Origin of the sequence: Arthrobacter sp. PsM3, assembly GCF_030433895.1 — a bacterium.
Lineage (GTDB): Bacteria > Actinomycetota > Actinomycetes > Actinomycetales > Micrococcaceae > Arthrobacter.
The window spans coordinates 54,316-79,464 of the sequence record NZ_JARUXE010000017.1; the positions used below are offsets into that span (position 1 = coordinate 54,316).

Annotated in this window: 25 protein-coding genes; 20 read left to right on the plus strand and 5 right to left on the minus strand. The window is 68.6% G+C overall.

Annotated features, from left to right (window positions below):
* The first annotated feature begins 66 nt into the window (after nt 1-66).
* On the plus strand, nt 67-366 hold the full coding sequence (locus QCD75_RS10885; protein ID WP_018772415.1) for a DUF4193 domain-containing protein: 300 nt from the start codon (nt 67-69) through the stop codon (nt 364-366).
* On the opposite strand, the gene QCD75_RS10890 is transcribed toward QCD75_RS10885, so the two are convergent.
* Nucleotides 363-848, minus strand: a complete 486-nt coding sequence (locus QCD75_RS10890) for a DUF3093 domain-containing protein (RefSeq protein WP_301228478.1) — start codon at nt 846-848, stop codon at nt 363-365. The genes QCD75_RS10885 and QCD75_RS10890 overlap by 4 nt on opposite strands.
* 120 nt (nt 849-968) lie before the next feature.
* On the opposite strand from QCD75_RS10890, the gene dut reads away from it, so the two are divergent.
* The 4 genes from dut (at nt 969) to QCD75_RS10910 (ending at nt 3,623) form a co-directional block, all read left to right on the plus strand.
* Nucleotides 969-1,511 carry a dUTP diphosphatase gene (gene dut, locus QCD75_RS10895; protein ID WP_441005468.1) on the plus strand — a complete coding sequence of 181 codons (543 nt, stop codon included), beginning with the start codon at nt 969-971 and terminating at the stop codon, nt 1,509-1,511.
* A 168-nt stretch (nt 1,512-1,679) separates the two neighbouring features.
* A complete protein-coding gene (locus QCD75_RS10900; protein ID WP_301228480.1) occupies nt 1,680-2,414 on the plus strand; it encodes a DUF3710 domain-containing protein in 735 nt (244 codons plus the stop codon).
* Nucleotides 2,407-2,826, plus strand: a complete 420-nt coding sequence (locus tag QCD75_RS10905) for a hypothetical protein (RefSeq protein WP_301228482.1) — start codon at nt 2,407-2,409, stop codon at nt 2,824-2,826. Before QCD75_RS10900 ends, QCD75_RS10905 begins: the two co-directional genes overlap by 8 nt.
* Nucleotides 2,823-3,623 (plus strand): DUF3159 domain-containing protein, encoded by an 801-nt coding sequence (locus tag QCD75_RS10910; protein ID WP_301228484.1) that lies wholly within the window; start codon nt 2,823-2,825, stop codon nt 3,621-3,623. The genes QCD75_RS10905 and QCD75_RS10910 overlap by 4 nt, the downstream gene beginning before the upstream one ends.
* A gap of 100 nt (nt 3,624-3,723) precedes the next feature.
* Here QCD75_RS10910 and QCD75_RS10915 read toward each other — a convergent pair whose 3' ends face one another.
* Entirely contained in the window at nt 3,724-4,482 is a 759-nt protein-coding gene (locus QCD75_RS10915) for a potassium channel family protein (protein WP_301228486.1), read from the minus strand.
* Nucleotides 4,483-5,154: a potassium channel family protein gene (locus tag QCD75_RS10920; RefSeq protein ID WP_301228488.1), complete on the minus strand. Its 672-nt coding sequence runs from the start codon at nt 5,152-5,154 to the stop codon at nt 4,483-4,485.
* 214 nt (nt 5,155-5,368) lie between these two features.
* On the opposite strand from QCD75_RS10920, the gene QCD75_RS10925 reads away from it, so the two are divergent.
* From QCD75_RS10925 to QCD75_RS10995, 15 genes are all read left to right on the plus strand, one after another.
* The gene (locus QCD75_RS10925) at nt 5,369-7,345 is read left to right on the plus strand and encodes an APC family permease (protein WP_301228489.1); all 1,977 of its coding nucleotides are present in this window, start codon (nt 5,369-5,371) and stop codon (nt 7,343-7,345) included.
* On the plus strand, nt 7,342-8,697 hold the full coding sequence (locus QCD75_RS10930; protein ID WP_301228491.1) for a class I SAM-dependent RNA methyltransferase: 1,356 nt from the start codon (nt 7,342-7,344) through the stop codon (nt 8,695-8,697). Before QCD75_RS10925 ends, QCD75_RS10930 begins: the two co-directional genes overlap by 4 nt.
* A 172-nt stretch (nt 8,698-8,869) precedes the next feature.
* Entirely contained in the window at nt 8,870-11,683 is a 2,814-nt protein-coding gene (locus tag QCD75_RS10935) for an aconitate hydratase (RefSeq protein WP_301228493.1), read from the plus strand.
* A gap of 192 nt (nt 11,684-11,875) precedes the next feature.
* Nucleotides 11,876-13,849: a 1-deoxy-D-xylulose-5-phosphate synthase gene (gene dxs, locus QCD75_RS10940; protein WP_301228495.1), complete on the plus strand. Its 1,974-nt coding sequence runs from the start codon at nt 11,876-11,878 to the stop codon at nt 13,847-13,849.
* Nucleotides 13,846-14,391: a DUF402 domain-containing protein gene (locus QCD75_RS10945; RefSeq protein WP_226760428.1), complete on the plus strand. Its 546-nt coding sequence runs from the start codon at nt 13,846-13,848 to the stop codon at nt 14,389-14,391. Before dxs ends, QCD75_RS10945 begins: the two co-directional genes overlap by 4 nt.
* Nucleotides 14,388-14,945 carry a hypothetical protein gene (locus tag QCD75_RS10950; RefSeq protein WP_301228499.1) on the plus strand — a complete coding sequence of 186 codons (558 nt, stop codon included), beginning with the start codon at nt 14,388-14,390 and terminating at the stop codon, nt 14,943-14,945. The genes QCD75_RS10945 and QCD75_RS10950 overlap by 4 nt, the downstream gene beginning before the upstream one ends.
* 65 nt (nt 14,946-15,010) lie before the next feature.
* Entirely contained in the window at nt 15,011-15,229 is a 219-nt protein-coding gene (locus QCD75_RS10955; protein WP_301228501.1) for a hypothetical protein, read from the plus strand.
* 32 nt (nt 15,230-15,261) lie between these two features.
* Nucleotides 15,262-16,239, plus strand: a complete 978-nt coding sequence (locus QCD75_RS10960; RefSeq protein ID WP_301228503.1) for an aldo/keto reductase — start codon at nt 15,262-15,264, stop codon at nt 16,237-16,239.
* Nucleotides 16,240-17,313, plus strand: coding sequence for a nucleoside hydrolase (locus tag QCD75_RS10965; protein ID WP_301228505.1), 1,074 nt, complete (start codon nt 16,240-16,242; stop codon nt 17,311-17,313).
* Nucleotides 17,314-17,375: 62 nt separating this feature from the next.
* Nucleotides 17,376-18,218 carry an ECF transporter S component gene (locus tag QCD75_RS10970; protein WP_301228507.1) on the plus strand — a complete coding sequence of 281 codons (843 nt, stop codon included), beginning with the start codon at nt 17,376-17,378 and terminating at the stop codon, nt 18,216-18,218.
* A 17-nt stretch (nt 18,219-18,235) separates the two neighbouring features.
* The gene (locus tag QCD75_RS10975; RefSeq protein ID WP_301228509.1) at nt 18,236-18,994 is read left to right on the plus strand and encodes an energy-coupling factor transporter transmembrane component T; all 759 of its coding nucleotides are present in this window, start codon (nt 18,236-18,238) and stop codon (nt 18,992-18,994) included.
* Between the two features lie 65 nt (nt 18,995-19,059).
* Nucleotides 19,060-20,577 (plus strand): ABC transporter ATP-binding protein, encoded by a 1,518-nt coding sequence (locus QCD75_RS10980; RefSeq protein ID WP_441005469.1) that lies wholly within the window; start codon nt 19,060-19,062, stop codon nt 20,575-20,577.
* 57 nt (nt 20,578-20,634) lie between these two features.
* Nucleotides 20,635-20,817, plus strand: coding sequence for a hypothetical protein (locus QCD75_RS10985; RefSeq protein WP_301228511.1), 183 nt, complete (start codon nt 20,635-20,637; stop codon nt 20,815-20,817).
* A 42-nt stretch (nt 20,818-20,859) separates the two neighbouring features.
* Nucleotides 20,860-21,234 carry a hypothetical protein gene (locus tag QCD75_RS10990; protein WP_301228513.1) on the plus strand — a complete coding sequence of 125 codons (375 nt, stop codon included), beginning with the start codon at nt 20,860-20,862 and terminating at the stop codon, nt 21,232-21,234.
* 22 nt (nt 21,235-21,256) lie between these two features.
* Nucleotides 21,257-21,595, plus strand: coding sequence for a hypothetical protein (locus QCD75_RS10995; protein WP_301228515.1), 339 nt, complete (start codon nt 21,257-21,259; stop codon nt 21,593-21,595).
* A 90-nt stretch (nt 21,596-21,685) separates the two neighbouring features.
* Here the strand turns inward: QCD75_RS10995 and QCD75_RS11000 are convergent, their stop codons facing one another.
* Together QCD75_RS11000 and QCD75_RS11005 are read right to left on the minus strand one after the other, a co-directional pair.
* Nucleotides 21,686-23,866 (minus strand): 3-hydroxyacyl-CoA dehydrogenase NAD-binding domain-containing protein, encoded by a 2,181-nt coding sequence (locus QCD75_RS11000; protein ID WP_301228517.1) that lies wholly within the window; start codon nt 23,864-23,866, stop codon nt 21,686-21,688.
* Nucleotides 23,863-25,119, minus strand: a complete 1,257-nt coding sequence (locus QCD75_RS11005; RefSeq protein WP_301228547.1) for a thiolase family protein — start codon at nt 25,117-25,119, stop codon at nt 23,863-23,865. Before QCD75_RS11005 ends, QCD75_RS11000 begins: the two co-directional genes overlap by 4 nt.
* Nucleotides 25,120-25,149 lie beyond the last annotated feature (30 nt).

Sequence of the window (25,149 nt, forward strand, 5' to 3'; positions counted from 1 at the left end):
ACAGCCTGGCGGGCCGGCCGGGCCGGGCGATCCAACCGAACGAATGCGGAATGCGAGCAACACATCATGGCGACAGATTACGATGCGCCGCGCAAGACTGAAGAGGACCTCAGCGAGGACTCGATTGAGGCGCTGAAAGCGCGGCGTACGGAGAAGCCTTCCGCGGTGGTCGACGAAGACGAATCAGATCTTGCGGAAGGCTACGAACTCCCCGGCGCGGACTTGTCCGGGGAGGAACTGCTGGTCCGGGTCCTGCCCGCCCAGGCCGATGAATTCACCTGTGCCTCCTGCTTCCTCGTCCGGCACCGTTCGCAGATTGCCCGCGAAAAGGACGGCCTTAAGTACTGCAAGGACTGCGAGGGCTAGGAATTTAGCGCGGCGAGCAGTTCGTCCGGGCGGCGGGTGGACGCGAGCCAGTACGGCGTGCGGTCGGACGGGTCGGTGATCTCTATGCGGACCACCGGATCGATCCATCCGCGGATGCACATGAAGGCCAGACCGTTGAGGCGGGTGCCGCGCTCCGCCGTCGCTTCTTTGCCCCGGAAGGCCGAGACGGCGCCCACGAAACGGCGTTCGATGCTGGCGCGGCCGACGCGCAGCGTGGAACTGGTGACCGTGATGGCCGGGGTCGAGACGACCAGCAGCACGGAGATGATCACGAACAGGACGACCGCAGCGATGATCCCCGCGGTGATGCTGATGGGGGCGAAGACCAGGATCCCGGCGCCCGACAGTCCCGCCGACACCAGCCAGATCCAGAAGTTCGGCCAGAGCTTCTCGTGGTACGTAACGGTGGTGTCGCTGGGGGTGCTGTTGGGGGCAGGCACGGCTGCACTGGATTCGGGCATAAGCCCAGCTTTCCACTTTTCCCGGGCTATTTCACCTTGGCGGCCCGGGCGGGCGCCCGCGTCCGGGCCGGCTGGCCGCCGCTAGGCCGATCTTCCCCCCGGGCGTTAGAGTGAGGGACTGTGACTGAAGAAACGACCGCAGTGGATGCCGCCCGGGCGGCAGCCCCGGAAACACCGCCAGCAGCAGCCTCGGTGCCGGAATATGGCACGCCCACCCTGACGGTGCAGCTGAAAATGCTCGACGACGGCCTGGAGCCGCCGTCGTACGCCCACCCGGGGGACGCCGGCGCCGACCTGCGCGCCCGCGAGGACGTGGTGCTGGAACCGGGGGAGCGCCGGCTGGTCCCTACCGGTGTTTCGATCGCCCTCCCCGACGGGTTCGTGGCCCTGATCCACCCGCGGTCCGGGCTTGCGACCAAGCATGGTCTGACCGTGGTGAACGCCCCCGGCACCGTCGACGCAGGCTACCGCGGCGAAATTGCGGTGACGCTGCTGAATACCGACCGCCAGCACGCGATTGCACTCAAGCGCGGCGATAGAATTGCTCAAATGGTAATTCAGCGCGTGGAGTACGCGAGATTCCTGCCCGTCCAGGAACTCGGCGGCTCCGTCCGCGGCGGCGGCGGCTTTGGATCCACCGGCGGTTTCGGCGCGCCGGCCTGACCGGCAGCGGGCAGGACCCGCAGTATTTACGCAGGGACTTATGAACAGGACCGCTTTGCAGGACGCATCGGCCGACTGCCCTTGCTGCATGAGAGCGCAACAGGCGGCGGCACCACGCGGACGCGGGGCGACGCGGCGGCACGGAATCACAACTAAGGAGACAACCCCATGGTTTTTGGGCGTGGCAGGAAAGCCAAGCAGGAACAGCTGACAGAGCCCGGGGAAACCCGGGAGGCAGCAGCCGACGCTGCCGCCGGTGACTCCGCCGGGACGTCCACCGCAGCCTCCGCCCGTGGCGCTACGGGTCCCTTCGATGTCTCGGAGATCACCGACCAGGACGGCTATGTGGACCTCGGTGCGCTGCTGATCGCTCCGGCGGAGGGACTGCAGCTCCGGCTTGAGGTTGAGGAGGCGACGCAGCGCGTCGTGGCCGTCACCATGGACCTGAACGGCTCAAGCCTCCAGCTCCAGGCGTTCGCGGCTCCCCGCTCCGAGGGCCTGTGGGACGAAATCCGCGAGCAGATCGGCCAGTCGGTCGGCAGCCAGGGCGGCCAGGTCGAGGAAATCCAGGGCGGTTTCGGCGCCGAGCTGCTCGCCAAGCTCCCGGCCAGTGGCGCCGACGAAAGCCAGGGCTACCGCGTGGCCCGCTTCATCGGCGTCGACGGTCCGCGCTGGTTCCTCCGCGGGGTGTTCGGCGGAGAGGCCGCCGTGGACCGCGACGCGGCCGCCGGGCTTGAGGGGCTGTTCCGGCAGATCGTGGTGGTCCGCGGTGAGAGCCCGATGCCGCCGCGGGACCTGCTGCAGCTCCGCCTTCCCAAGGACAACGCCGCACCCGCCCCGCAGTCGGCCCCGGACCTCGGGCAGCAGCCCGAACGTGGACCGGAGATTACCCAGATTGGCTGATGCCCCCCGCCTGGATCCGTCCGCCTCTGTCTCCGTGCGGGGGTTGCCGGTCCGCGGCCGCGTCCTGTGCCACGGCTACATCGAGGCGGTCACCTACGCGCCGGCGAGCCATGTCGCGGCCTTCACCGCGATTGTTGTGGACCACAACGCGCCCCCGGTCAGGACCCGCGGTGCCCGTGCAGTCCCGGCAGTAACCGACACGGCAGCCGCCGCCGCGCCTGCGGGCGCCCGGCGGCAGCGGCCCGGGACCCCCACGGACCGGCTCCGGGTGGTCTGGCTGGGACGGCGCCGCATCCCCGGGATCGACGCCGGTACGGAACTCCGGCTGCAGGGCATGGTCACCGTCCGCGACGGCCTGCCGACCATGTTCAACCCCCGCTACGAAATACTCTCCCGCCAGGAGGAGCAATGACCCTGCCCGAGAAACCGCAGCCGCCCGCCGGGGAGCGAGCAGCCCGGGAAAATCCGGCCAGGGAAAGCTCAGCAGCAGCAGGTCCGGCCGGGGATGGACCTGCCCCCCGGCCAGCCGCCGCCGCGCAGCCCACTGTGGCGCAGCTCGCCGAGGGCTACGCCGCCAAAGCCGGACTGCACCGGTCCAGCAACGGCAACATCGACGTACTTAAAAGCGCCGGCGGAATCCAGGGCATTGCCGAGAGCATCCTCCCCGGACTGGTCTTCCTGATTGCTTTCACTCTCACCCGCGAGCTTCCCCTGGCACTGGTGGCCTCCCTCGCCGTCGCCGCGGCCTTCACCGTGGCCCGGCTGGTCCAGCGCAAGCCGCTGACCCAGGCACTGGCGGGGATCGCCGGCGTCGGGCTCTCCGCCTGGCTTGCCAACAGCACCGGCAAGGCCGAAGACTTCTACGTTCCCGGGTTCTTCACCAACATTGCTTACATCGTGGCGATGTCGATCTCGATTGCCGTCCGCTGGCCGTTTGCCGGGCTGATTTTCGGGTTCATCCGGAACGAAGGTTTGGACTGGCGGAAGAACCCGGGCCGGGTTAAGGCCTACCGGATCGGTACCTGGGTGATCATCTCGGTGCTGGCCCTCCGGCTGCTGGTCCAGGTCCCGCTGTACTTTATGGGCGAACCCGGCTTTGCGGCCCTCGCCACGACGCGGCTCCTGATGGGTGCGCCGCTGTACATCCTGGGCATCTGGGTCGCCTGGCTGCTGACCCGGCCCGCCCCAAAAACCGCCCCGACGGCCTAGCGTCCGTTGCCCTACGTCCGTTGACCTATCACTTAACGTTGTTTTCAGCCCTTCAGAACAACGTTAAGTGATAGGGCAACCTGCCCCCGGAGCAACCGGGTTAGCCGTCGAAGCCGTCGCCCTCGGCGGGCTGGCCCGCGTGGCCGTGCAGGTCCGAGGTGACAGGGTGCTGGCCGGTGTCATGCTCGTCATCGCCCTGCGACTCAGGGGAGAGCAAGGCGCGCAGCTCGTCCTCGGCTGCGATGGTGGTCACGAAGAACAGCTCATCCCCGCCGTCGATCACGTCATCACGGCTCGGCGTGATCGGTGCCTGGTCCCGGAGGATCGCCACCAGGGTGGAATCCTCGGGCCACTCGATGTCGCCCACTGTCAGGCCCACCACGTGCGAATCGTGCGGGACGGTGAACTCGACCAGCGATGACACTCCGGTCTGCAGGGTCAGCAGGCGGACGAGGTCGCCGATCTCCACCGCCTCCTCGACCAGGGCGGTCATCAGCTGCGGGGTGTTCACGGCGACGTCGACGCCCCAGGAATCGTCGAACATCCAGTCGTTCTTGGGGTTGTTGACCCGGCCGACCGTCCGGCCGACGCCGAACTCGGTCTTCGCCAGCAGCGAGACCACCAGGTTGACCTTGTCGTCACCGGTGGCGGAGACCACGACGTCGGCGTCCTCCAGTTTTGCGTCCTGCAGGGTGCTCAGTTCGCAGGCGTCGCCGACCAGCCAGTGGGCGCCGCGCAGCCCGCTGCGGCCGATCACCTCGGGCTTCAGGTCGATCAGCAGGATCTCGTGTTTGTGGGCCAGCAGTTCGCGCGCGATCGAGGAACCGACGCTTCCCGCCCCGACAATAACGACTTTCACTTAGGACTCCTTGGCGGGGGACTTGGCAAGAATGTGGGCAACTTCGCTGCTGCGGTCCACGCCCAGCATGGCGTGCACGGTGTCGCCGTCCTGGTACAGGGTGCCGGCCACGGGCAGCATGCCCTCGCCGAACCGTGTCAGGTAGGCGACGCGGACGCCGGCGGCCTTCTCGATCGAGGTGACCGGGTGGCCGATCCATTCCGGGTTCAGATCCACTTCGGCCAGCACAAGCCGGCCGGAGGGGTCCCGGAAGTCGCCGGCCAGGTGCTGTTCGGGCAGGATCCGCCGGAGCACCTGGTCCGCACTCCAGCGAACGGCGGCGACCGTGGGGATGCCCAGGCGCTGGTAGATCTCCGCGCGGCCCGGGTCGTAGATCCTGGCGACCACGTGGGGGACATGGAAGGTTTCGCGGGCCACCCGGGTGGCCAGGATATTGGAATTATCACCGCTGGAGACGGCGGCGAAGGCATAGGCGTCCGCGACGCCGGCCTGTTTAAGGGTCTCCCGGTCGAAGCCGACGCCGGTGACCTTGCGGCCGGTGAAGCCGGTGCGGAGCCGCCGGAAGGCGCGGTCGTCCTGGTCGATGATCGCCACCGAATGGCCGGCGTCCTCGAGCGTGTGCGCCAGGGTCGCCCCCACACGGCCGCAACCCATGATCACGAAGTGCGCCACACGTGCCTCCTCAAGCTTTGGTGTCTGCTGCTGGGTAAAACTCTACCGGCCCCGGCTCCCCGCGCGGCCAGCCCCGGGACCGGCCTGGAAACCGGCACGGAAACCGGCCTAGCGACGGGCTTCCCGGCCCGCCGGGCGGCCCGCGGGGCGGCGCCTGAACGCCGGGGATCGTCGCCGTCATGACATCGCGTCCGAATCGGACTAGCTTTGTGTGGTGCCGACAATTTTCAATGCCGTGAAGCGGGTGCTGGTAGGCAGGCCGTTCCGGAACGACAGCCTGGCTCACACCCTGCTTCCCAAGCGGATAGCCCTGCCCGTTTTCGCCTCCGACGCACTGTCCTCCGTGGCGTATGCGCCGGATGAAATCCTCCTGACGCTGGCCCTGGCCGGGGTCAGTGCCGTGGCGTTCTCGCCCTGGGTGGGCCTGGCCGTCATGGTGGTGCTGCTGACCGTGGTTGCCTCCTACCGCCAGAACGTCCACGCCTACCCCTCCGGCGGCGGAGATTACGAGATCGCGAACGAGAACCTCGGCAAGTATGCCGGGCTCACCGTCGCCTCCGCGCTGCTGGTCGACTACGTGCTGACGGTGGCGGTGTCGATGTCCTCGGCCGCCGCCTACCTGACGACCGCCGTTCCCTCGCTGCATGATCAGCGGGCCATCATCGCGACGATCGGCGTTGTGGTCCTGGCGATCGTGAACCTGCGCGGCATCAAGGAAGCCGGCAGCGTTTTCGCCGTCCCCACATACATCTTTATGGCGTCCATCCTCGGCATGACCGCGATCGGCGTCTTCCAGGCCTCCACCGGCCAGCTGGGCCAGGCGCCGTCGGCGGCCTTCACGATTGTTCCGGCGGCGGGCTTCGACGAGGGACTGACCGGGCTCGCCGGCGCGTTCCTGCTGCTGCGCGCCTTTTCCTCGGGCGCCGCGGCCCTGACCGGTGTCGAGGCGATCAGCAACGGGGTGCCGAACTTCAAGAAGCCCAAGAGCAAGAATGCGGCCACGACGCTGCTGCTGCTGGGCGTGATCGCGGCCTCCATGCTCGCGGGCATCATCTACCTGGCCAACGCCACCAAAGTGCACATCGTGCTGGACCCGGCCAAGGAGTTCCTGCTGGACGGCAAGCCGCTTCCCGAGGGGTACATCCAGAATCCGGCGATCAGCCAGATCGCCCAGACGATCTTCGGCGAAGGCTCACTGCCGTTCTACATCGTGGTCGCCGCGACCGGCGTGATCCTGGTTTTCGCCTCCAACACGGCATTCAACGGCTTCCCGGTCCTCGGCTCGATCCTCGCCCAGGACGGTTACCTGCCCCGGCAGCTGCGGACCCGCGGGGACCGGCTGGCCTTCAGCAACGGTGTCCTGGCGCTGGCCGCCGGCGCCCTCGTGCTGATCATCGCGTTCGACGCGGACGTCACCAAGCTCATCCAGCTCTACATCGTGGGCGTCTTCATCTCCTTCACCATGAGCCAGCTCGGCATGATCCGGCACTGGGGGCGGGAGCTGAAGCTCGCCAAGGACCCCGCCGTCAAGCTGCGCATGCTCAAATCACGCATCATCAACACGATCGGCTTCGGCATGACCGGGCTTGTCCTGGTGATCGTCCTGATCACCAAGTTCGAGCAGGGCGCCTGGATCGCACTGCTGGCCATGTTCATCCTGTTCCTGATCATGTGGAGCATCCGGGCGCACTACGACAATGTGGCCAAGGAACTCGCCGTGGACGAGGACAGCTCGCCCCGGGCGCTGCCCACCCGCGTGCACGCGGTGCTGCTCGTCTCGCACGTCCGCAAGCCGGTGCTCCGGGCGCTGGCCTACGCCCGCGCGTCACGTCCGTCCAGGCTGGACGCCATCACCGTGGACATCAGCAGCGAAGAGACCGAACAGACGGTCGCTGACTGGGAGAAGCTGGAAATCCCGGTGCCCCTGACCGTGCTGGCCAGCCCGTTCCGCGAAACGGTGACGCCGATCATGGAGTACATCACGAACATGCGGCGCGATTCGCCCCGCGACCTGATCGTCGTCTACATCCCCGAGTACGTCGTGGGCAAGTGGTGGGAGCAACTGGTCCACAACCAGACCGCGCTGCGCATCAAGACCCGGCTGCACTTTGAGCCGGGCGTCATGGTGGCCAGTGTGCCGTGGCAGCTGAAATCATCCGAAGAAGCCAAGAGACTGCAGGACATCCAATGAGCCCCGACACCCAGACGCAACCCCACACCGAATTGACCGTCGACGTCGGGCCGGTCGCCCACGGCGGGCACTGCGTGGCCCGCCACGAGGGCCGGGTGGTGTTCGTCCGCCACGGTATCCCCGGCGAGAAAGTCCGGATCCGGCTCACGGAGTCCGGCCCGGAGGCCAAGTTCTGGCGCGGCGACGTCGTGGAAGTCCTGGAGCCTTCCCCGGACCGGGTGGAGCACTTCTGGGACCTGGCCGATTCCGCGCGCTCCTGGTCGCACCGCCACCCGCCGGTCGGAGGCGCCGAACTCGGGCACATCTCCCTCCGACGCCAGCGCAGCCTCAAGGGCGAGGTGCTGGCCGAACAGCTGCGCCGCCTGGCCGGCGTCGACCTCCAGGCCTCGGGGGAGCAGCTCACCGTGGAAGCCGTGGGGGATGCCGGCACGACGGCGGGCCTCGCCTGGCGTACCCGGGCCGGTTTCGCCGTGACCCCCGCCGGAAAGCTCGGCATGCACGCGCACCGCTCCGATACGGTCCTTCCGGTCCGGGAAATGCCCCTGGCCGTGGACGCCATCAACGCCCTCCGGCTCTGGGACATCGACCTGCAGGGCATCGAACGCATTGAGGTCGCCGCCCCGGCCAACGGCTCCCGGCCGCTCGTGCTCCTGGTCCCGGCCGAGGGAACCCGGGCCAAGCGGCTCAGCGCGGTCCTCGCACAGCTGCCCGAGGACGTCTCGGTGGCCAGCTTCGATCCAGTCAAGGGCGAAGTGCTGCGGCTGCGCGGACGCACCTACGTCCAGGAGACCGCCGCCGGCCATGACTTCCGGGTCACCGGCGACGGTTTCTGGCAGATTCACCGGGACGGCCCCGACACCCTCGCGGGCGCCGTGACCGGTTTCCTGCGGGAGGGCGGCTTCCTGGAACCGGGCGCCGCGGTGGCGGACCTTTACGCCGGGGCGGGCCTGTTCACCGCGCCGCTCGCCGACGCCGTGGGTGTTACCGGGTCCGTGCTGTCCGTGGAAGGATCGCCCGGCACCAGCCGGGACGCGCGCAAGAACCTGCATGACGCACCCCAGGTCGAGATCGTCCAGGGCCGGGTGGAACGGGTCCTGCGCGAGAGCGCGCGCACGTTCGACGCCATCCTGCTGGACCCGCCCCGGGCGGGCGCCGGCAAGGCGGTCGTGAATCAGCTGGTCGGGGCAGGACCCCGTGCCGTGGCCTATGTGTCCTGCGATCCGGCGTCCTTTGCCCGCGACGTGGGCTACTTCCAGCAGTCCGGCTGGGAACTGTCGGGCCTTCGCGCCTTCGACCTGTACCCGCATACCCACCACATGGAGACTGTGGCGCTACTGACTCCCCGGGGCTGAGGCCACTAGGATGGGCGGAGTAGTCCGACGTCGCGCTCCGTAATCACGGCTGACCTCCTGCACCTAAGTACCGAACCTTGTGTGAACAAGGCCAAGCACTAGTTAGGGCCACCTAACTAGCAAGGGGTCTGCGGCGCGACAAAGATGAAACTGTTGCGAGAGGAGTCCTGCGATGAGCATTGTGGACAGCTTCGGTTCAAAAGGCAAACTTAATGTAGCCGGTACCGAATACGAAATTTTCCGGTTGAACTCCGTTGAAGGTGCAGAAAACCTTCCGTTCAGCCTCAAGGTATTGCTTGAAAACCTGTTGAGGACCGAGGACGGCGCCAACATTACGGCCGATCACGTCCGAGCACTGGCCGGCTGGGACCCCAGCGCCGAGCCCGACACTGAAATCCAGTTCACGCCGGCGCGCGTGATCATGCAGGACTTCACTGGCGTGCCCTGCGTTGTGGACCTTGCCACCATGCGTGAAGCAGTCAAGGAACTGGGCGGGGACCCCAAGCGGGTCAACCCGCTGGCACCTGCCGAAATGGTGATCGACCACTCCGTGCAGATCGACGCCTTCGGCAACTCCGGCGCACTGGAGCGCAACATGGAGATCGAGTACCAGCGCAACGGCGAGCGGTACCAGTTCCTGCGGTGGGGCCAGACAGCGTTCGACGACTTCAAGGTCGTCCCGCCGGGAACCGGCATCGTGCACCAGGTCAACATCGAGTATCTGGCCCGCACCGTCATGACCCGCGAAATTGACGGCGTTGTCCGGGCCTACCCGGACACCTGCGTCGGCACCGATTCGCACACCACCATGGTCAACGGCCTGGGTGTGCTGGGCTGGGGCGTGGGCGGCATCGAAGCCGAGGCAGCCATGCTTGGCCAGCCGGTCTCCATGCTGATCCCGCGCGTCGTGGGCTTCAAGCTGACCGGGTCCATCCCGGCCGGCGCGACCGCCACCGACGTTGTCCTGACCATCACCGAGCAGCTGCGCAAGCACGGTGTGGTCGGCAAGTTCGTCGAGTTCTACGGCGAAGGCGTCGCGGCTGTGCCGCTGGCCAACCGCGCCACCATCGGCAACATGAGCCCGGAGTTCGGCTCCACGGCCGCCATGTTCCCGATCGACGACGTCACCCTCGACTACCTGCGCCTCACCGGCCGCTCGGACGAGAATGTTGCCCTCGTGGAGTCCTACGCGAAGGAACAGGGCCTCTGGCACGATCCTTCGAAGGAGATCAAGTTCTCCGAGTACCTCGAGCTGGACCTGTCGACGGTTGTCCCGTCGATCTCCGGCCCGAAGCGCCCGCAGGACCGCATCATCCTCACCGAGTCCAAGGACCAGTTCCGCCAGGACCTGCGCAACTACGTGAAGGAAGAGCTGGTCGACGGCAGCCTGGACGAGGCGATCGACGAAAGTTTCCCCGCTTCGGATGCGCCGTCGTTCACCGCCTCCGGCACGCACCTGACCGACGAGGCCCCGCACGCGCACGGCCCGAAGTCCGACGGCCGCCCGTCCACCAAGGTCAGCGTCAAGACCGCAGACGGCCGCGAGTTCGAACTGGACCACGGCGCGGTGTCGATCGCCTCAATCACTTCCTGCACCAACACGTCCAACCCGTCCGTGATGCTGGCCGCCGCACTGCTGGCCCGCAACGCCGTCGACAAGGGCCTGACCTCGAAGCCGTGGGTCAAGACCTCCGTGGCTCCCGGGTCCAAGGTTGTCACCGACTACTACAACAAGTCGGGCCTGACCCCGTACCTGGAGAAGCTCGGCTTCTACATCGTCGGTTACGGCTGTGCGACCTGCATCGGCAATTCCGGCCCGCTCGACGCGGAAATTTCCGAGGCCATCCAGGCCAACGACCTTTCCGTCACCGCCGTGCTGTCCGGTAACCGCAACTTCGAAGGCCGGATCAACCCGGACGTGAAGATGAACTACCTGGCCTCCCCGCCGCTGGTCATCGCCTACGCCCTGGCCGGAACCATGGACTTCGATTTCGAGGCCGACGCCCTGGGCCAGGACGAGGCCGGCAACGACGTCTTCCTGAAGGACATCTGGCCGAACCCGGTCGAGGTCCAGCAGGTCATCGATTCCTCGATCGACAAGGACATGTTCGCCCGCGGCTACGAGGGCGTCTTCGAAGGCGACGACCGCTGGAAGGCACTCTCCACCCCGGCCGGCGACACCTTCGCCTGGGATCCGAAGTCCACCTACGTCCGGAAGCCCCCGTACTTCGACGGAATGAAGGCAACGCCGGAGCCCGTTGAGGACATCACCGGCGCGCGCGTGCTGTTGAAGCTTGGCGATTCCGTCACCACGGACCACATCTCACCGGCAGGGTCCTTCAAGTCGGACACCCCGGCCGGGCAGTACCTGCTGGCCAACGGTGTGGAGCGCAAGGACTTCAACTCCTACGGCTCACGCCGTGGCAACCACGAGGTCATGATCCGCGGAACGTTCGCGAACATCCGGATCAAGAACCAGATCCTGGACGGCGTCGAGGGTGGCTTCACCCGCGACTTCACGCAGGCTGACGGCCCGCAGGCCTACGTCTACGACGCCGCGCAGAACTACCAGGCCGCCGGCATCCCGCTGGTCGTCCTGGCCGGCAAGGAGTACGGTTCCGGCTCATCCCGTGACTGGGCTGCCAAGGGCACCGCACTCCTGGGTGTCAAGGCCGTCGTGGCCGAAAGCTACGAGCGCATCCACCGCTCCAACCTGATCGGCATGGGCGTCTTGCCCCTGCAGTACCCGGCCGGCCAGAACGCTGCCAGCCTCGGGCTGACAGGCACGGAGACCTTCGCGGTTGAGGGCGTCACCGCCCTGAACGAGGGCACCACGCCGAAGACGCTCAAGGTCACCGCAACGGCCGAAGACGGCACCGTCACGTCCTTCGATGCGGTCCTGCGCATCGACACCCCGGGCGAGGCCGACTACTACCGCAACGGCGGCATCCTGCAGTACGTACTGCGCCAGATCTCCGCTAACTAGCGGAGGGCTCCTCCCGCGGGAGGAACAGTTGCCGGACGCGAAAGCCCCGGCCGGTCCCACACCGGCCGGGGCTTTCGCGTTCCGTAAGTGTTCCGTCTGTGTTCCGGACGCGTTAGGCACGCGTCCCGGCGCGGGGGCTACCCCGGAGGCGTTAGAGTTAAAAGGCATGTCTACCACCCGAAGGAGGGGCCGTTGGGAATCTTGGAGACCATCCGGAATCCGCAGGACCTGAGCAAGTTGTCAGAGGCGCAGCTGGATCAGCTGGCAGCCGAGGTCAGGGAATTCCTGATCGGCAACGTCTCCCAGACGGGCGGGCACCTGGGCCCGAACCTCGGCGTGGTCGAACTCACCATCGCGGTCCACCGGATCTTCGATTCCCCCCGGGACAGCATCGTCTTCGACACCGGGCACCAGTCCTACGTGCACAAGCTCCTCACCGGGCGCCAGGACTTCAGCACCCTGCGCCAGCAGGGCGGAATGTCCGGCTACCCGGACCGCGCCGAGTCCGAGCACGACATCGTCGAAAGTTCGCACGCCTCCTCCTCGCTGTCCTGGGCGGACGGGATCTCCCGCGCCCGCCAGCTCACAGGCGACGGCGACCGCTACGTCATCGCCATTGTTGGTGACGGCGCGCTGACCGGGGGCATGGCCTGGGAGGCCATCAACAACATTGCCGCAGACAAGAAGCGCCGCGTCGTGATCGTGGTCAACGACAACGGCCGCTCCTACGCACCGACGGTCGGCGGTTTCGCCGACTACCTTGCCTCGCTGCGCCCCACGATCGATTCGCTCCGCGCCGCCCCGGCCTACGAGGGCACGCTGGACCTGTGGAAACGCCGGCTGCAAAACGGCGGCCCCGCAGGCCAATTCACTTACCGCAGCCTGCACGCCATGAAAAAGGGCATCAAGGACTGGTGGGCGCCGCAGGGCATGTTCGAGGATCTCGGCATGAAGTACATCGGCCCCGTGGACGGCCACGACCTCCAGGCCATGGAGCATGCCCTCTCCACTGCCAGGAACTATGCCGGCCCCGTGATCGTGCACGCCATGACCGAAAAGGGCCACGGCTACGCGCCCGCCCGCGCGCACGAAGCGGACCAGTTCCACGCCGTCGGCATCATCGACCCCGAGACCGGGGAGCCCACCGAGGCCGGCGGTGCGACGTCCTGGACCGCCGTCTTCGCCGACGAGATCGCCGACATCGCGGACGAACGGAAGGACATCGTGGGCATCACCGGCGCGATGCTGATACCCGTCGGGCTGCACAAGTTCGCCGCACGCCACCCGGAGCGGGTGTTCGACGTCGGCATCGCCGAACAGCACGCCCTCACCTCGGCAGCCGGCATGGCCTTCGGGGGACTGCACCCCGTCGTGGCGGTCTACGCGACCTTCCTCAACCGCGCCTTCGACCAGCTCCTGATGGACGTCGCCCTGCACAAGGCCGGGGTCACCGTCGTCCTGGACCGCGCCGGCGTCACCGGACCCGACGGCGCCAGCCACCACGGCATGTGGGACATGGCTATGGTCCAGATCGTTCCCGGGCTGCACCTCGCCGCGCCCCGCGACGCCACCCGGCTCCGCGAGGAACTGCGCGAAGCGGTCGCCATCGAGGACGCCCCGAGCGTGATCCGCTACTCCAAGGGCACTGTCGGGGCCGAGGTCGAGGCCATCGAGCGGCTCAGCGACGGTGTTGACGTGCTGGCCCGCCGACCCGCCGGATCCAGCGAAAACGACGTGCTGATCGTCAGCGTCGGGTCAATGTCCGAACTCGCACTGGACGTCTCGAACCGGCTCGGCGCGCAGGGCATCAGCTCCACCGTCGTGGATCCCCGCTGGCTCCTGCCGGTCCGCAAATCCATCATCGCCCTCGCCTCCCACCACCGCCTCGTCATCTGCATCGAGGACGGGGTCCGCGCCGGCGGCGTCGGGTCCCGGATCCGCCAGGAAATGCGGGCCGCCGGGGTGGATACCGCCCTCAACGAGGTCGGCCTCCCGGTGGAATTCCTGGACCACGGAACCCGCAAGCAGGTCCTGGAACGGGTCGGCCTGACCGCGCAGCAGATCACGCACGACGTCGTGGCGCAGGTCCTGGGAACCAAGGTGCCGTTCGCACGGCCCCTCCCGGGCCAGGAACATCCCAGCACCGGCAGCCTGCCGATCCTGTGAGGACTCCCAAGGACCTGGCACCGGGCGACCTCGTGGTCTCCCGGAACCGGAAATGGAACGGCAAGGCCCACTGGGTGGTACCCGGAACCTACCTCGGCGAGGACGCCCACGGCTGGTGGATCTTCCAGGGCACCAATGAGTTCTGCTCCCGCCCCGGCGCGGCGTTCTACGCCGCATCCGACGCCGTGCTGCTGGTCCCACGCTCAGGCGAGTACGTGGCGACCTTCTACGACGAGGCGCATCCCGACAGGGTCCAGGTCTACGTGGATCTGGCGACGGAGCACGGCTGGACGACGATCCGGCCGGGCGTCACCGAGTTCCACCTGATCGACATGGACCTGGACGTGATCCGGACCGCGGACCGCGGAGTGTACGTGGACGACGAGGACGAGTTCGCCGCGCACCGGATCGAAATGGACTACCCCGCAGACGTGGTGGACCGGATCAGCGCCGCATCGGACCAGCTTTACCAGGCCGTCAAGGCACAACAGCCACCTTTCGACGGTTCAGACCGCGAATGGTTCAGGAGAGGACGGGCATGAGCGGAATTATCCGGGTTTACAAACGCAACGACGAAGGGGTCCTCGAGTTCAGGGAGGCCTGGTTCGACGAGGATTACAGCCAGTTCGTGATGAACCACGGCGTCGTGGGGCACCAGAGCAAGACCGACGAGACCGACGTCGCCGACGCCGCCGCCGCTGAGGGCCTGATGGACGCCTTCGCCGTGCAGTGCGCCGAAGACGGCTTCGCCGAAATCCCCGAGGACGAGCAGTCCTGGGTGGTGGCCCAGTACGCCCTGAAGACCAAGGACGGCACGGACCGCGACCGCTACCTCGAGGAAAAGGCCAAAGACGCCCTCATCAGCCACCTTGCCTGGCGCGGACTCGGGGTTGTGGACCGCTCGGAATTCTCCGACTCCAAGCTCAACATCTTCATCCTCACCCCGGACGTCAACAAGGCCGTCAACGCCATCAAGGTCTGCATCCGCGGCGAGGACCTCGACTTCACCAAACTGAGCATCGGCGCCGCTGCCTTCGGCGAGACGTCCTTCAAGCTCAAGTATTCACCGAAGCCGGCCAACAGCTTCACGCTCTAGCTCCAGCGGTTCCACCGGCACGTTTCACATCAGTTTTGGGGGACATCGACTGGAAGGGTTTCCACATGGCTGCACAATCCGTTGAACCAGGCCGTACCCCGCTGCCCCGGGGGATCGCTGCCCCGGCCCGCCGGTCCCTCGCCCACGCGGGGGTCGAGACCCTTGAACAGGTGGTGGCGCTGGGGCGGCTGGCCCTGGGGCAGATGCATGGTATCTGCCCGCGGACCCTGGCGCAGCTTGAGGATGCCCTGGACGAACGAGGGCTCGAGCTGCCCGCAGGATAGCCGGCCCGCCCGGTCGTTATAGGCTGAACCCCATGACTGAATACCGCCGCGTAGGAAATTCCGGACTGACCGTCTCGGTCGTGGGACTTGGCTGCAACAACCTGGGCCGGGCCAGCACGGCGACCGAGTCGCAGCAGGGGACCGACGCCGTCGTGCATGCAGCCCTGGATGCCGGAATCACCTTCTTCGACGTCGCCGACAGCTACGGCCGGGAGCCGGGCCTCAGCGAGACAATGCTGGGCAAAGCGTTGCAGGGCCGCCGCGACGACGCCGTCGTCGCCACGAAATTCGGCATGGACATGCGCGGGACCAATGGCAACGATTTCGGCGCCCGCGGCTCCCGCCGCTACATCATCAAGGCCGCCGAAGCCTCGCTGCGCCGCCTCGGGACAGACTGGATCGACCTCTACCAGTTCCACACCCCCGACCCGCTGACCCCGATCGAGGAGACCCTCGACGCCCTCGACGAACTCGTCACCAGCGGCAAGGTCCGCTACATCGGCCACTCCAACCGCGCCGGCTGGCAGATCGCCGAGGCCGAATTCGTGGCCCGCGCCCGCGGGGGAGCACGCTTCATCTCCAGCCAGAACCACTACAACCTGCTGGACCGGCGGGCCGAGCTCGAGGTCACGCCCGCCGCCGAAGCCTACGGCCTGGGTGTCCTGCCGTACTTCCCGCTCGCCAACGGGCTGCTGACCGGCAAGTACGCCCGGGACACCGCGCCCGAGGGCTCGCGCCTCAGCCACACCCGCACCAACCTTGTGCACGACGCCGACTGGGAACAGCTCGGTGCCTTCAGCGCTTTCGCCGCCGAACGGGGCCTGACGGAGATCCAGGTGGCGTTCTCATGGCTCGCGGCCCAGCCCTCGGTCAGCAGCGTCATTGCCGGCGCCACCCGGCCCGAGCAGGTCCGGCAGAACGCCGCCGCCGTGGCCTGGATCCCCAGCACCGCCGAACTTGCCGAACTCAACGACCTGTTCCCGCGCACACCGAAGGTCGCCCTGTTCTAGATGGAGGTTCCTGAGGCAGCCGGCCCGGCGCAGACCGTGCTGATGGACGTCGACACCGGGATCGACGACGCCCTGGCGCTCGTCTACCTGCTGTCCCGGCCGGAGGTCCACCTCCAGGCCATCACCTGCACGGCCGGCAATGTTGGTGCCCGCCAGGTCGCGCTCAATAACCTGGCGCTGCTCCAGCTGTGCGGGCGGCAGGGCGTCGAAGTGGCGATCGGCGCCGAGGTGCCGCTGGAAATCCAGCTGGTCACCACCGAGGAGACGCACGGGCCGCAGGGGATTGGCTACGCCGAACTGCCGGCGCCCGCGCAGCCGATCTCGCCCCGCCACGCCGTCGATGTCTGGGTGGAGGAAGTCCGGGCCAACCCGGGGAAGATCACCGGGCTGATCACCGGCCCGCTAACCAACTTCGCCCTCGCGCTGCGCCGCGAACCGGAACTGCCGCGGCTGCTCAAGGGCCTCGTCATCATGGGAGGAAGCTTCTACTACCAGGGCAACACCACGCCGACGGCGGAATGGAACGTCTCGGTGGACCCGCACGCGGCCAGGGAGGTCTTCGCCGCGTACCGCGGACTGCCGGAGGACAAGCTGCCCCTGGTGTGCGCGCTGGAAACGACGGAGCGGATTGAAATGCTGCCCGGACACCTCCGGCGCCTCGGCGAGGCCGCCGGAGCCGGGCCGGAACTGGTCCTCCCCGAGCAGCCGGAGGGCCTGCGCAGCAGCTCAGCGAACCCGCTCGTGGCCTGCCTGTCCGACGCGATCCGGTTCTACATGGAGTTCCACCGGCTCTACGAGCAGGGCTACGTGGCACACATGCATGACGCCTTCGCAGCCTGCGCCGCCATCGGACGCACCCCGTTCACCGCCCGCCCGGCCACCGTCGACGTCGAAACCGGCTCGCCCCTGCTGATCGGCACCACCGTCGCGGACTTCCGCGGCCTCTGGGGACTGCCGCCCAACGCCCGGATCGTCTCCTCCAACGACCCCGAACGGTGCTTCGCCGAGCTGATTTCCTCGGTCGGGGCGCTGGCGCGGCGAATTCCGTCCGCCGGGCCGTCCGCCGCTGGTTAGGATGGTAGCTGCGCCGAGGTGACATAGGCGGATGTTGCAGCCCCCACCGAAGGACCATCCCCATGTCACAGCAGTCCCTGACCCTCCCCGCCACCGGCCCCGGGTCCGGCGCCGGCTCCGCCAAGGCGCGGCGCAACCGCCACGTGCTCGAACTCGCCGGTGCCGCCGCGATCGCGGGCACCTATGTCTTCCTTGTCCTGACCCAGCCGGCGGACATTGCCAACGGCCCGGCCAGCTTCTCCGCGCTCGTGGCCCTCGGCGGGTTCTTCCTCGGCGCCGTCCTGCTGATCGCTGCGGCGCTCCCGGTCCTCCCCACGTCCACGCTGGTGCTGATGCCGGTGGCGCTGGTCCTGAATGTGGTCCTGGGCCAGCTTATGGGCAGCACCGGTCTGCCCTTCTACTTCGATGCCATCGGCACGGTGCTGATCGCGGTGCTCGCCGGGCCGGCGGCGGGAGCCGCGACGGGCGCCCTCAGCAGCATCGTGTGGTCCTTCGTCAACCCGACCGTGCTGCCCTTCGCCGCCGGCGCGGCGCTGATCGGTTTCCTGGCAGGCCTGGCCGCCCGCGGAGGCCTGTTCCGCCGCTTCTACCTGGCACCCGTGGCCGGCTTCGTCACCGGTATCCTCGCCGGCGTCGTCTCCGCCCCGATCGCAGCCTTCGTCTTTGGCGGCACCGCGGGCGTCGGCACGGGAGCGCTCGTCAGCGCCTTCCGCGCCATGGGAGACACCCTGCTCGCAGCCATCACCAAGCAGGCACTGGTCTCGGACCCGATGGACAAGGCCATCGTCTTCGCCATCGCCGCGATGCTGGTCTACGCGCTGCCGCGCCGCACCACCGTCCAGTTCCCGTTCGTCCGGCGCTACCGGGTGCTTGCCGGCAAGGCTCCGGAAACGCCCGAAGCCTGACACGGAACCCCACTGGAATGCCCTCCACCCTCCACCCGCTGACGTCGCTGACGGCGGCGGGCTGCACCGCCGTGATCACGACGGCGGCAGGCGCCTGGCCGCTGTCCCTCGCGGTCGGCCTCGCGGCGGCCGTGCTGGCCGTGCGCGCCGGCGTCGGCCGCCGTGTCCTGGCGGCGGCTGCGGCGGTCCTGCTCCCGCTGGGGTTGTCGCTGCTGATGCTGCACGGGCTCTTCTTCCCGGAGGGCCGCACCGTCCTGGCCGCCTGGGGCCCGGCGCGCGTCACGGCCGAGGGCCTCGCCTTCGCCCTCGAGTCGGGCAGCCGCACGGGAGCCTGCGTCATGGTGCTGCTGCTCTTTTCCTTCACCGTGAGCGCCCCTGACCTCGTGGCGGCGCTGGCCGGGCGGGGTCTGCCGCCGCAGTTCGGCTTCGTCGTGGCCTCCGCGCTCACCCTCCTGCCGGTCATGGCCGGCAGGCTGGACAACATCAGGGCAGCACAGGAGGCCCGCGGGCTGGTGCTCCGCGGCGGGGTGCTGTCCCGGCTCGTCGGGGTGCGGCTGCAGATGGTCCCCCTGGTGCTGGGCCTTATTGAGGACTCCGGGAGCCGGGCCCAGGCCCTGGAAGCACGCGGCTTCGGCGGCCCGGGCCCCCGGACCAGCTATCGCGAGGTCGCCGACCCTCCCGTCGGGCGCCGGTTCCGGGCCGCGCTGCTGCTGCTCGCCGCCGCGGCCGTGGCTCTTCGCCTCGCGGCCTCCTGGCCGGCTGCGGGGCCCTCATGACCACCGCTGATCCCGCCGGCCCGATGGCAACTACTGATTCCGCCGGCACGATGGCCACTGCCGTCATGACCGCCGGCACGATGGCCACTGCCCCGATGGCTGGCGCCGTCCTTGCCGCCCGGATCGGCAGCTTCAGCTTCCACGGCGGGACGTCCCCCGCGCTGCGCGACGTGGATTTCAGTGCGCGTCCGGGAACCCTCACCGCGGTCCTGGGCGGTTCCGGCAGCGGAAAGACCACCCTGGGCAAGCTGCTGGCCGGCTGGCTCCGGCCCGGTCCGGCCGGACGGCTCAGCGGTTCGCTCGCACTGGCCGGGGAACTGCTGGAGTTCCGGGGCGGCGAGGACGATCCCCGGATCAACCCCGCCGCCTGGTCGGACCGGGTGGGCTACGTCCCCCAGGATGCGGCCGCCATGCTCTCCACGGTCCGCGCCACCGTCGCCGAGGAACTCGCCTTCGGCCTGGAAAACCGCGGGACCCCCAGGGCCAGGATGCTCCGCGACGTGGCCGGCATCGCGGAATTGACCGGGCTCACAGCGCTCCTGGGCCGGGATCCCGCCACCTTGTCCGGCGGGGAACTGCGCCGGCTGGCCATGGCGTGCGCCGTCATCACCGGACCCGGGGTGTTGGTCCTCGACGAACCGCTGGCGTCCCTGGACGCTGCGGGTGTCATACAGGTCCGGGACCTGATCCGCCGGCTCACCGCCGCCGGCACCGCCGTCGTGGTGCTGAGCCAGGCAGCCGACGGCCTCGCACGCTCCGCCGCGCACTGGATCATCCTCGACGGCGGCACCGCCACCGCCGCCGGCACGCCCCGGGAGCTGGTCCGGTCAGCGGAACTCGCCCGGACCGGGACGGTGCTGCCCGCGGTCACCCACACCGTGCCCGCCGCCCGGGCCCGGGGCCTGGTGCCGGACACCGCGCCGGTGCTGGAGCTGGAGGGCGTCGGTTTTCGCTTCCCCGGGGCCGGCAGAGCTGCCGGAGAGCCGCTGCTGCGGGATCTGGGACTCACGGTGCGGCCGGGGGAGATCGTGGCCGTCACCGGCAGGAACGGGGCCGGCAAATCAACGCTGCTGCGCCATATCAATGGCCTGCTCCGTCCGGGCACGGGGACGGTGCGGGTCGCCGGAAAAAGCATCGCCGGTCTCCCGGCAGGCAGGGTGGCCGCTTCGGTGGGGCTGCTCTTCCAGCACCCCCGCGACCAGTTGTTCGAGCGCACCGTGCTGCGGGAGGTCAGCTTCGGCCTGCGGCGGCTGCACGGCAGGGAAGCCGTCGCCCGGGCCCACGAGGCGCTGGAGACCGTCTGGCTGTCCCGGGAGGCCGCCACCCACCCGGCCGAACTGCCCGCCTCGAAGCAGCGGCTGCTCGCCCTTGCCACCGTCCTGGCCCGCCGGCCGGCCGTGCTCGCCCTGGACGAGCCCACCGTGGGACTGGACCGGCATGGCCTCGAGCGGCTGGACCACGCCGTGTCCGCCGAGGCGGCGCGGGGCGCCGCCGTCGTCCTGGTCACCCACGATGCCGCCTTCGCCCGGGGTGTGGCGCACCGGGTCCTCGAGCTCGACGGCGGGTGCCTGCGGGAAGTCTGACGGGCAGGGGGTTTGGGACCCTACCGGGGGAGCTGCGGGGTGGCCGAGCATGGGGTTATGGTCACGAAAGCCGACACCAGCACAAATACCGGGGTTCCGGCCGTCCTGACGATTTCGTTTTGGATCTGGCTGGTTTTCGGGGCTGCCGGCGCCGTCTGGTCGCTGCTGCGGCTCCTCCTCCTCCAGGTGATGGGCGGAATGCTCGAACCGGAGATGTACCTGCCGACCCTGGCGCTCTAGGTTGGCGGTGCGGCCGTGTTTGTTACGGGCATTGTGTGCTCCGTGCTCCTGAAGCAGGGCCGGCGGCCGGCACGCATTGTCCTGTCGGCGTATACGGTGATTCTTCCGGCACTCTTCTACTGGCAGGGCGACCCGTCCGCAACTGCGGTGCCATGGTGGGAGGCACTGCTCTCCACAGTCGGCGCGGTCGTCGTCATTGCGGTTCTTGCCACGGTGCTCATGTGGCTGCCGCCGGCCAACGCTTATTTCGCCGCCGGAGGTGCGCCCGCGCTTGAGGCAACCGCCGGTTCGGCCGCCTCCGGCCGCCTGCCGGCAGCCGTGCTGGCGGCGGTCCGGATCCTGGTTGCCTCCGGTATTGTCGCCGCACTGGAGGCAGCCCTCGGGGCTGCTCCTCCTGTCGGAAAGCATCGGTACTGATGCAAAAACGGCTCCGGCGCTGGTGCTCTATCTGACTCTGGCCTCCGCGGCTGTTGCAAACCTCGCCTGCGCGATGGCGGTCCGGCGGGAAAAGCCAGTCGTCCGAAGGGTCGCCACCGCGATCCCCGCGGTTGGTCTCACCCACGTCGTGCTGGCTACGATCGCTGCCTATCTAAATGTGCCCGCCGGGAGCGCGGTAGCCGAGGCCGGAGTGCTGACGGCGATCCTCCTGACGGCCTTCTCCCAGGGGCTTCCGCTCCTCGGGAGCCTGGCCGCTGCGGTACTCCTCTGGCGCCCCTCTGCCGGGCGATACTTCCGCCGCGGCGCCGGGGTCCTTCCGGCCGGCACCATCGGACCCTGACCCGCACTGTCGGATCCTGACGCGGCGGCCCCGCCGTCCGCGCCCCGGTTCAGGCGCGGACAGCGGCGCGGTTGGCGGTGCGGGCGCGGCTCAGGCGGCCGGTTCGGATGCCACGCCGGGCGCCAGGAACTTCCTGCCGTTGACGCGTTCGGAGGCGCCCACCCGGTCGAGGTACGGGGTGATGCCGCCGAGGAACATTGGCCACCGCGCGCCGAGAATCATGCAAAGGTCAATGTCCTCGGGGCCGGCCACCACGCCTTCGTCCAGCATGAGCCCGATTTCCTCGGCGAGGGCGTCCTGGGTGCGGCGCAGCACCTCCTCGCCGGTCGAGGGCGAGTTGCCGAAGGACATCAGCGCCAGCGTCTCGGCGGGGATGAACGGCTTGCCGTCCGGGCCCGGCTCCGGAGTCCCGTTTGGCGCGGCCCAGATGGACTTCACCCCGTTGTCGATCAGTTTCTGCAGGTTCTGCGAGACCGTGAAGCGGTCGGGGAACGCCGCGTGCAGGGATTCCTGGACGTGCCGGGCCACGGGCAGCCCCACCATGGCGCCGAGGACGAAAGGTGTCATCGGCAGGCCCATCGGGCGCAGCGCGTTGTCCGCGACGTCGGCCGGGGTGCCCTCGTCGAACGAGGCCGTCACTTCGCCCATGAGGCGCAGCAGGAGGCGGTTGACCACGAACGCCGGGGCGTCCTTGACGAGCACGGCGGACTTCTTGAGCCCCTTGGCGAGCTCGAACGCGGTGGCGAGCACGGCGTCGTCGGTCTTCGGCGCGCGGACGATCTCCAGCAGCGGCATCATGGCGACAGGGTTGAAGAAGTGGAAGCCGATCAGGCGTTCCGGGTGCTCCAGGTCCTCGGCCATGGCGGTGACGGACAGCGAGGAGGTGTTGGTGGCGAGGATGCACTCGGGTGAAACGATGGCCTCGACCTCCTTGAACACCTGCTTTTTGACGTTGAGCTCCTCGAAGACCGCCTCGATGACGAAGTCGGCGTCGGCAAAGGCTTCCTTGGACACCGATCCGGTGACGAGCGCCCGGGTCCGGTTGGCGGCGTCGGGGCTGATCCGGCCCTTCTGCAGCAGTTTGTCCACCTCGGCGTGCACGTAGCCCACGCCCTTGTCCACGCGGGCCTGGTCGATGTCCGTCATCACCACGGGCACCTTGAGCTGGCGGGCGAAGAGCAGGGCGAGCTGGCCGGCCATCAGGCCGGCTCCGACGACGCCGATCTTGGTCACCGGGCGCGCGAGCTTGCGGTCCGGGGCGCCGGCGGGGCGCTTGGAACGGCGCTGCACGAGGTCCAGGAAAGCGTAGACGGTGGAGCGGAATTCATCGGTCTGCATCAGGTCCGCGAGGGTTTCGCATTCCAGTTCCGCGGACTGGGCCTGTGTCAGCGTGCGGTTTGCTTCCATCACCTCGAGGACCTTGGCCGGCGCCGGGGAGGCATTGGAGGTCCGGGCCTCCACGAGGGACCGGCCGGCGGCGATGGCACCGGCCCAGCGGTCAGCGACCTCCGGGGCGGCAGGATCGACGGCGTTGGCACGTTCCGGAGTCACGGCGCCGGCGATGACCTGCGCGGCCCAGGCGACGGACTGCTCCACGAAGTCGGCGGGTTCGAACAGGGCGTCCGCGACACCGAGCTTGAAGGCCTGTGGCCCGGTGAGGGTGCGGTTGTTGCTGAGCGGGTTCTCGATCATCACCTTGACGGCGTTTTCAGGGCCGATCAGCCGCGGCAGGATGTACACCCCGCCCCAGCCCGGGATGAGGCCGATGAACGCCTCCGGCAGGGCGAGGGCCCCGGCGCCGGTGGACACGGTGCGGTAGGTGGACTGCAGGGCGATCTCCAGCCCGCCGCCCAGGGCCACTCCGTTGATGAAGGCGAAGCTGGGGACCCCCAGGTCCGCCAGGGTGCCGTAGACGTCGTGGCCGAGCTGGGCCATCCAGAGCCCGTGCTCCCGGCCGGTGATGGACTTCACCGTGGACAGGTCGGCGCCGGCGACGAGGAAGTAGGGCTTCCCGGTGACGCCGACACCCACGATCTCGCCGCGGGCGGCGCGCACCTTGAGTCCTTCCAGGACGGCGCCGAGCTCGACCAGGGTGTTCGGACCCAGGGTGGTGGGCTTGGAGTGGTCCAGGCCGTTATCCAGCGTGACCAGGGCGAAGGTGCCGGGGCTTCGGCCGTCAACGGCCGGTAACTCAATGTCCTGGACGTAGGAGTGGGTGACGGTCTCGTTCGGGAAGAGGTCGGCAAGCTTGCGGAAATCTGCGGCGCTCATGCTGCGGCTCCAGTCTCGGTGGTGGTGGGGGCAGTGCCAGTGGCGGGGGCCTGGTGGAGGGCAAGGCTGTAGTCGGCGTGGTGCGGGTTTTCCCAGATCACGGTGGCGCCCATGCCCAGGCCGATGCACATCGTCGTCATGCCGAAGCGGACCGTGGGGTCCTCCTCGAACTGGCGGGCCAGCTGGTTCATCAGCCGGACGCCGGAGGAGGCGAGGGGATGCCCGACGGCGATCGCCCCGCCAAAGCGGTTGACGCGCGGGTCGTCATCCGCGATGCCGAAATGGTCCAGGAAACTGAGTACCTGGACGGCGAAGGCTTCGTTGATTTCGAACAGTCCGATATCCGCGATGCCCAGCCCGGCGTTCTTGAGGGCCTTTTCGGTGGCCGGAACCGGGCCGATGCCCATGACTTCCGGTTCGACGCCGGCGAAGGCGTAACTGACCAGGCGCATCTTGACCGGCAGGCCGAGTTCCTCGGCAGCGTCGGCGGAGGCCAGGAGGGCGGCGGTGGCGCCGTCGTTGAGGCCGGCGGCGTTTCCTGCCGTGACCCGGCCGTGGGCGCGGAACGGGGTCTTCAGCGCGGCGAGGTCTTCCACCGAGGTGCCCGGGCGCGGAGGCTCATCCACGGTGTTGACGGTCCAGCCCTGGCCCGGCTTCATCGTGGCGACGGGCACCAGATCGGGCTGGATCTGGCCACGGCCGTAGGCCGCGGCCAGCTTGTTCTGGGAGGCGACGGCGTACGCGTCGGTCCGGGACTTGGTGATGGCCGGGAAGCGGTCGTGCAGGTTTTCAGCGGTGTTGCCCATGTTCAGGGCGGCCGGGTCCACGATCCGTTCGGACATGAAGCGTGGGTTGGGGTCCGCGCCGGCGCCCATCGGATGGTTGCCCATGTGCTCCACGCCGCCGGCGATCACCACGTCATAGGCCCCGAAGCCGATGCCGCTGGCCGTGGTGGTCACGGCCGTCATGGCACCGGCGCACATCCGGTCGATCGCGAAGCCCGGCACGGTCCGCGGCAGTCCGGCCAGCAGTGCGGCGGTGCGGCCGATGGTCAGGCCCTGGTCGCCGGTCTGCGTCGTGGCCGCGATGGCGACTTCGTCGATCCGTTCGGCCGGCAGGGACGGGTTGCGGCGCATCAGTTCGCGGATGCATTTGACGACGAGGTCATCGGCGCGTGTGCCTGCGTAGATGCCCTTCTCGCCGGCCCGGCCGAAGGGGGTGCGGACGCCGTCGACGAAAACGACCTCGCGGATGGCACGGGGATTCGCGCTGCTGCGTTGTCC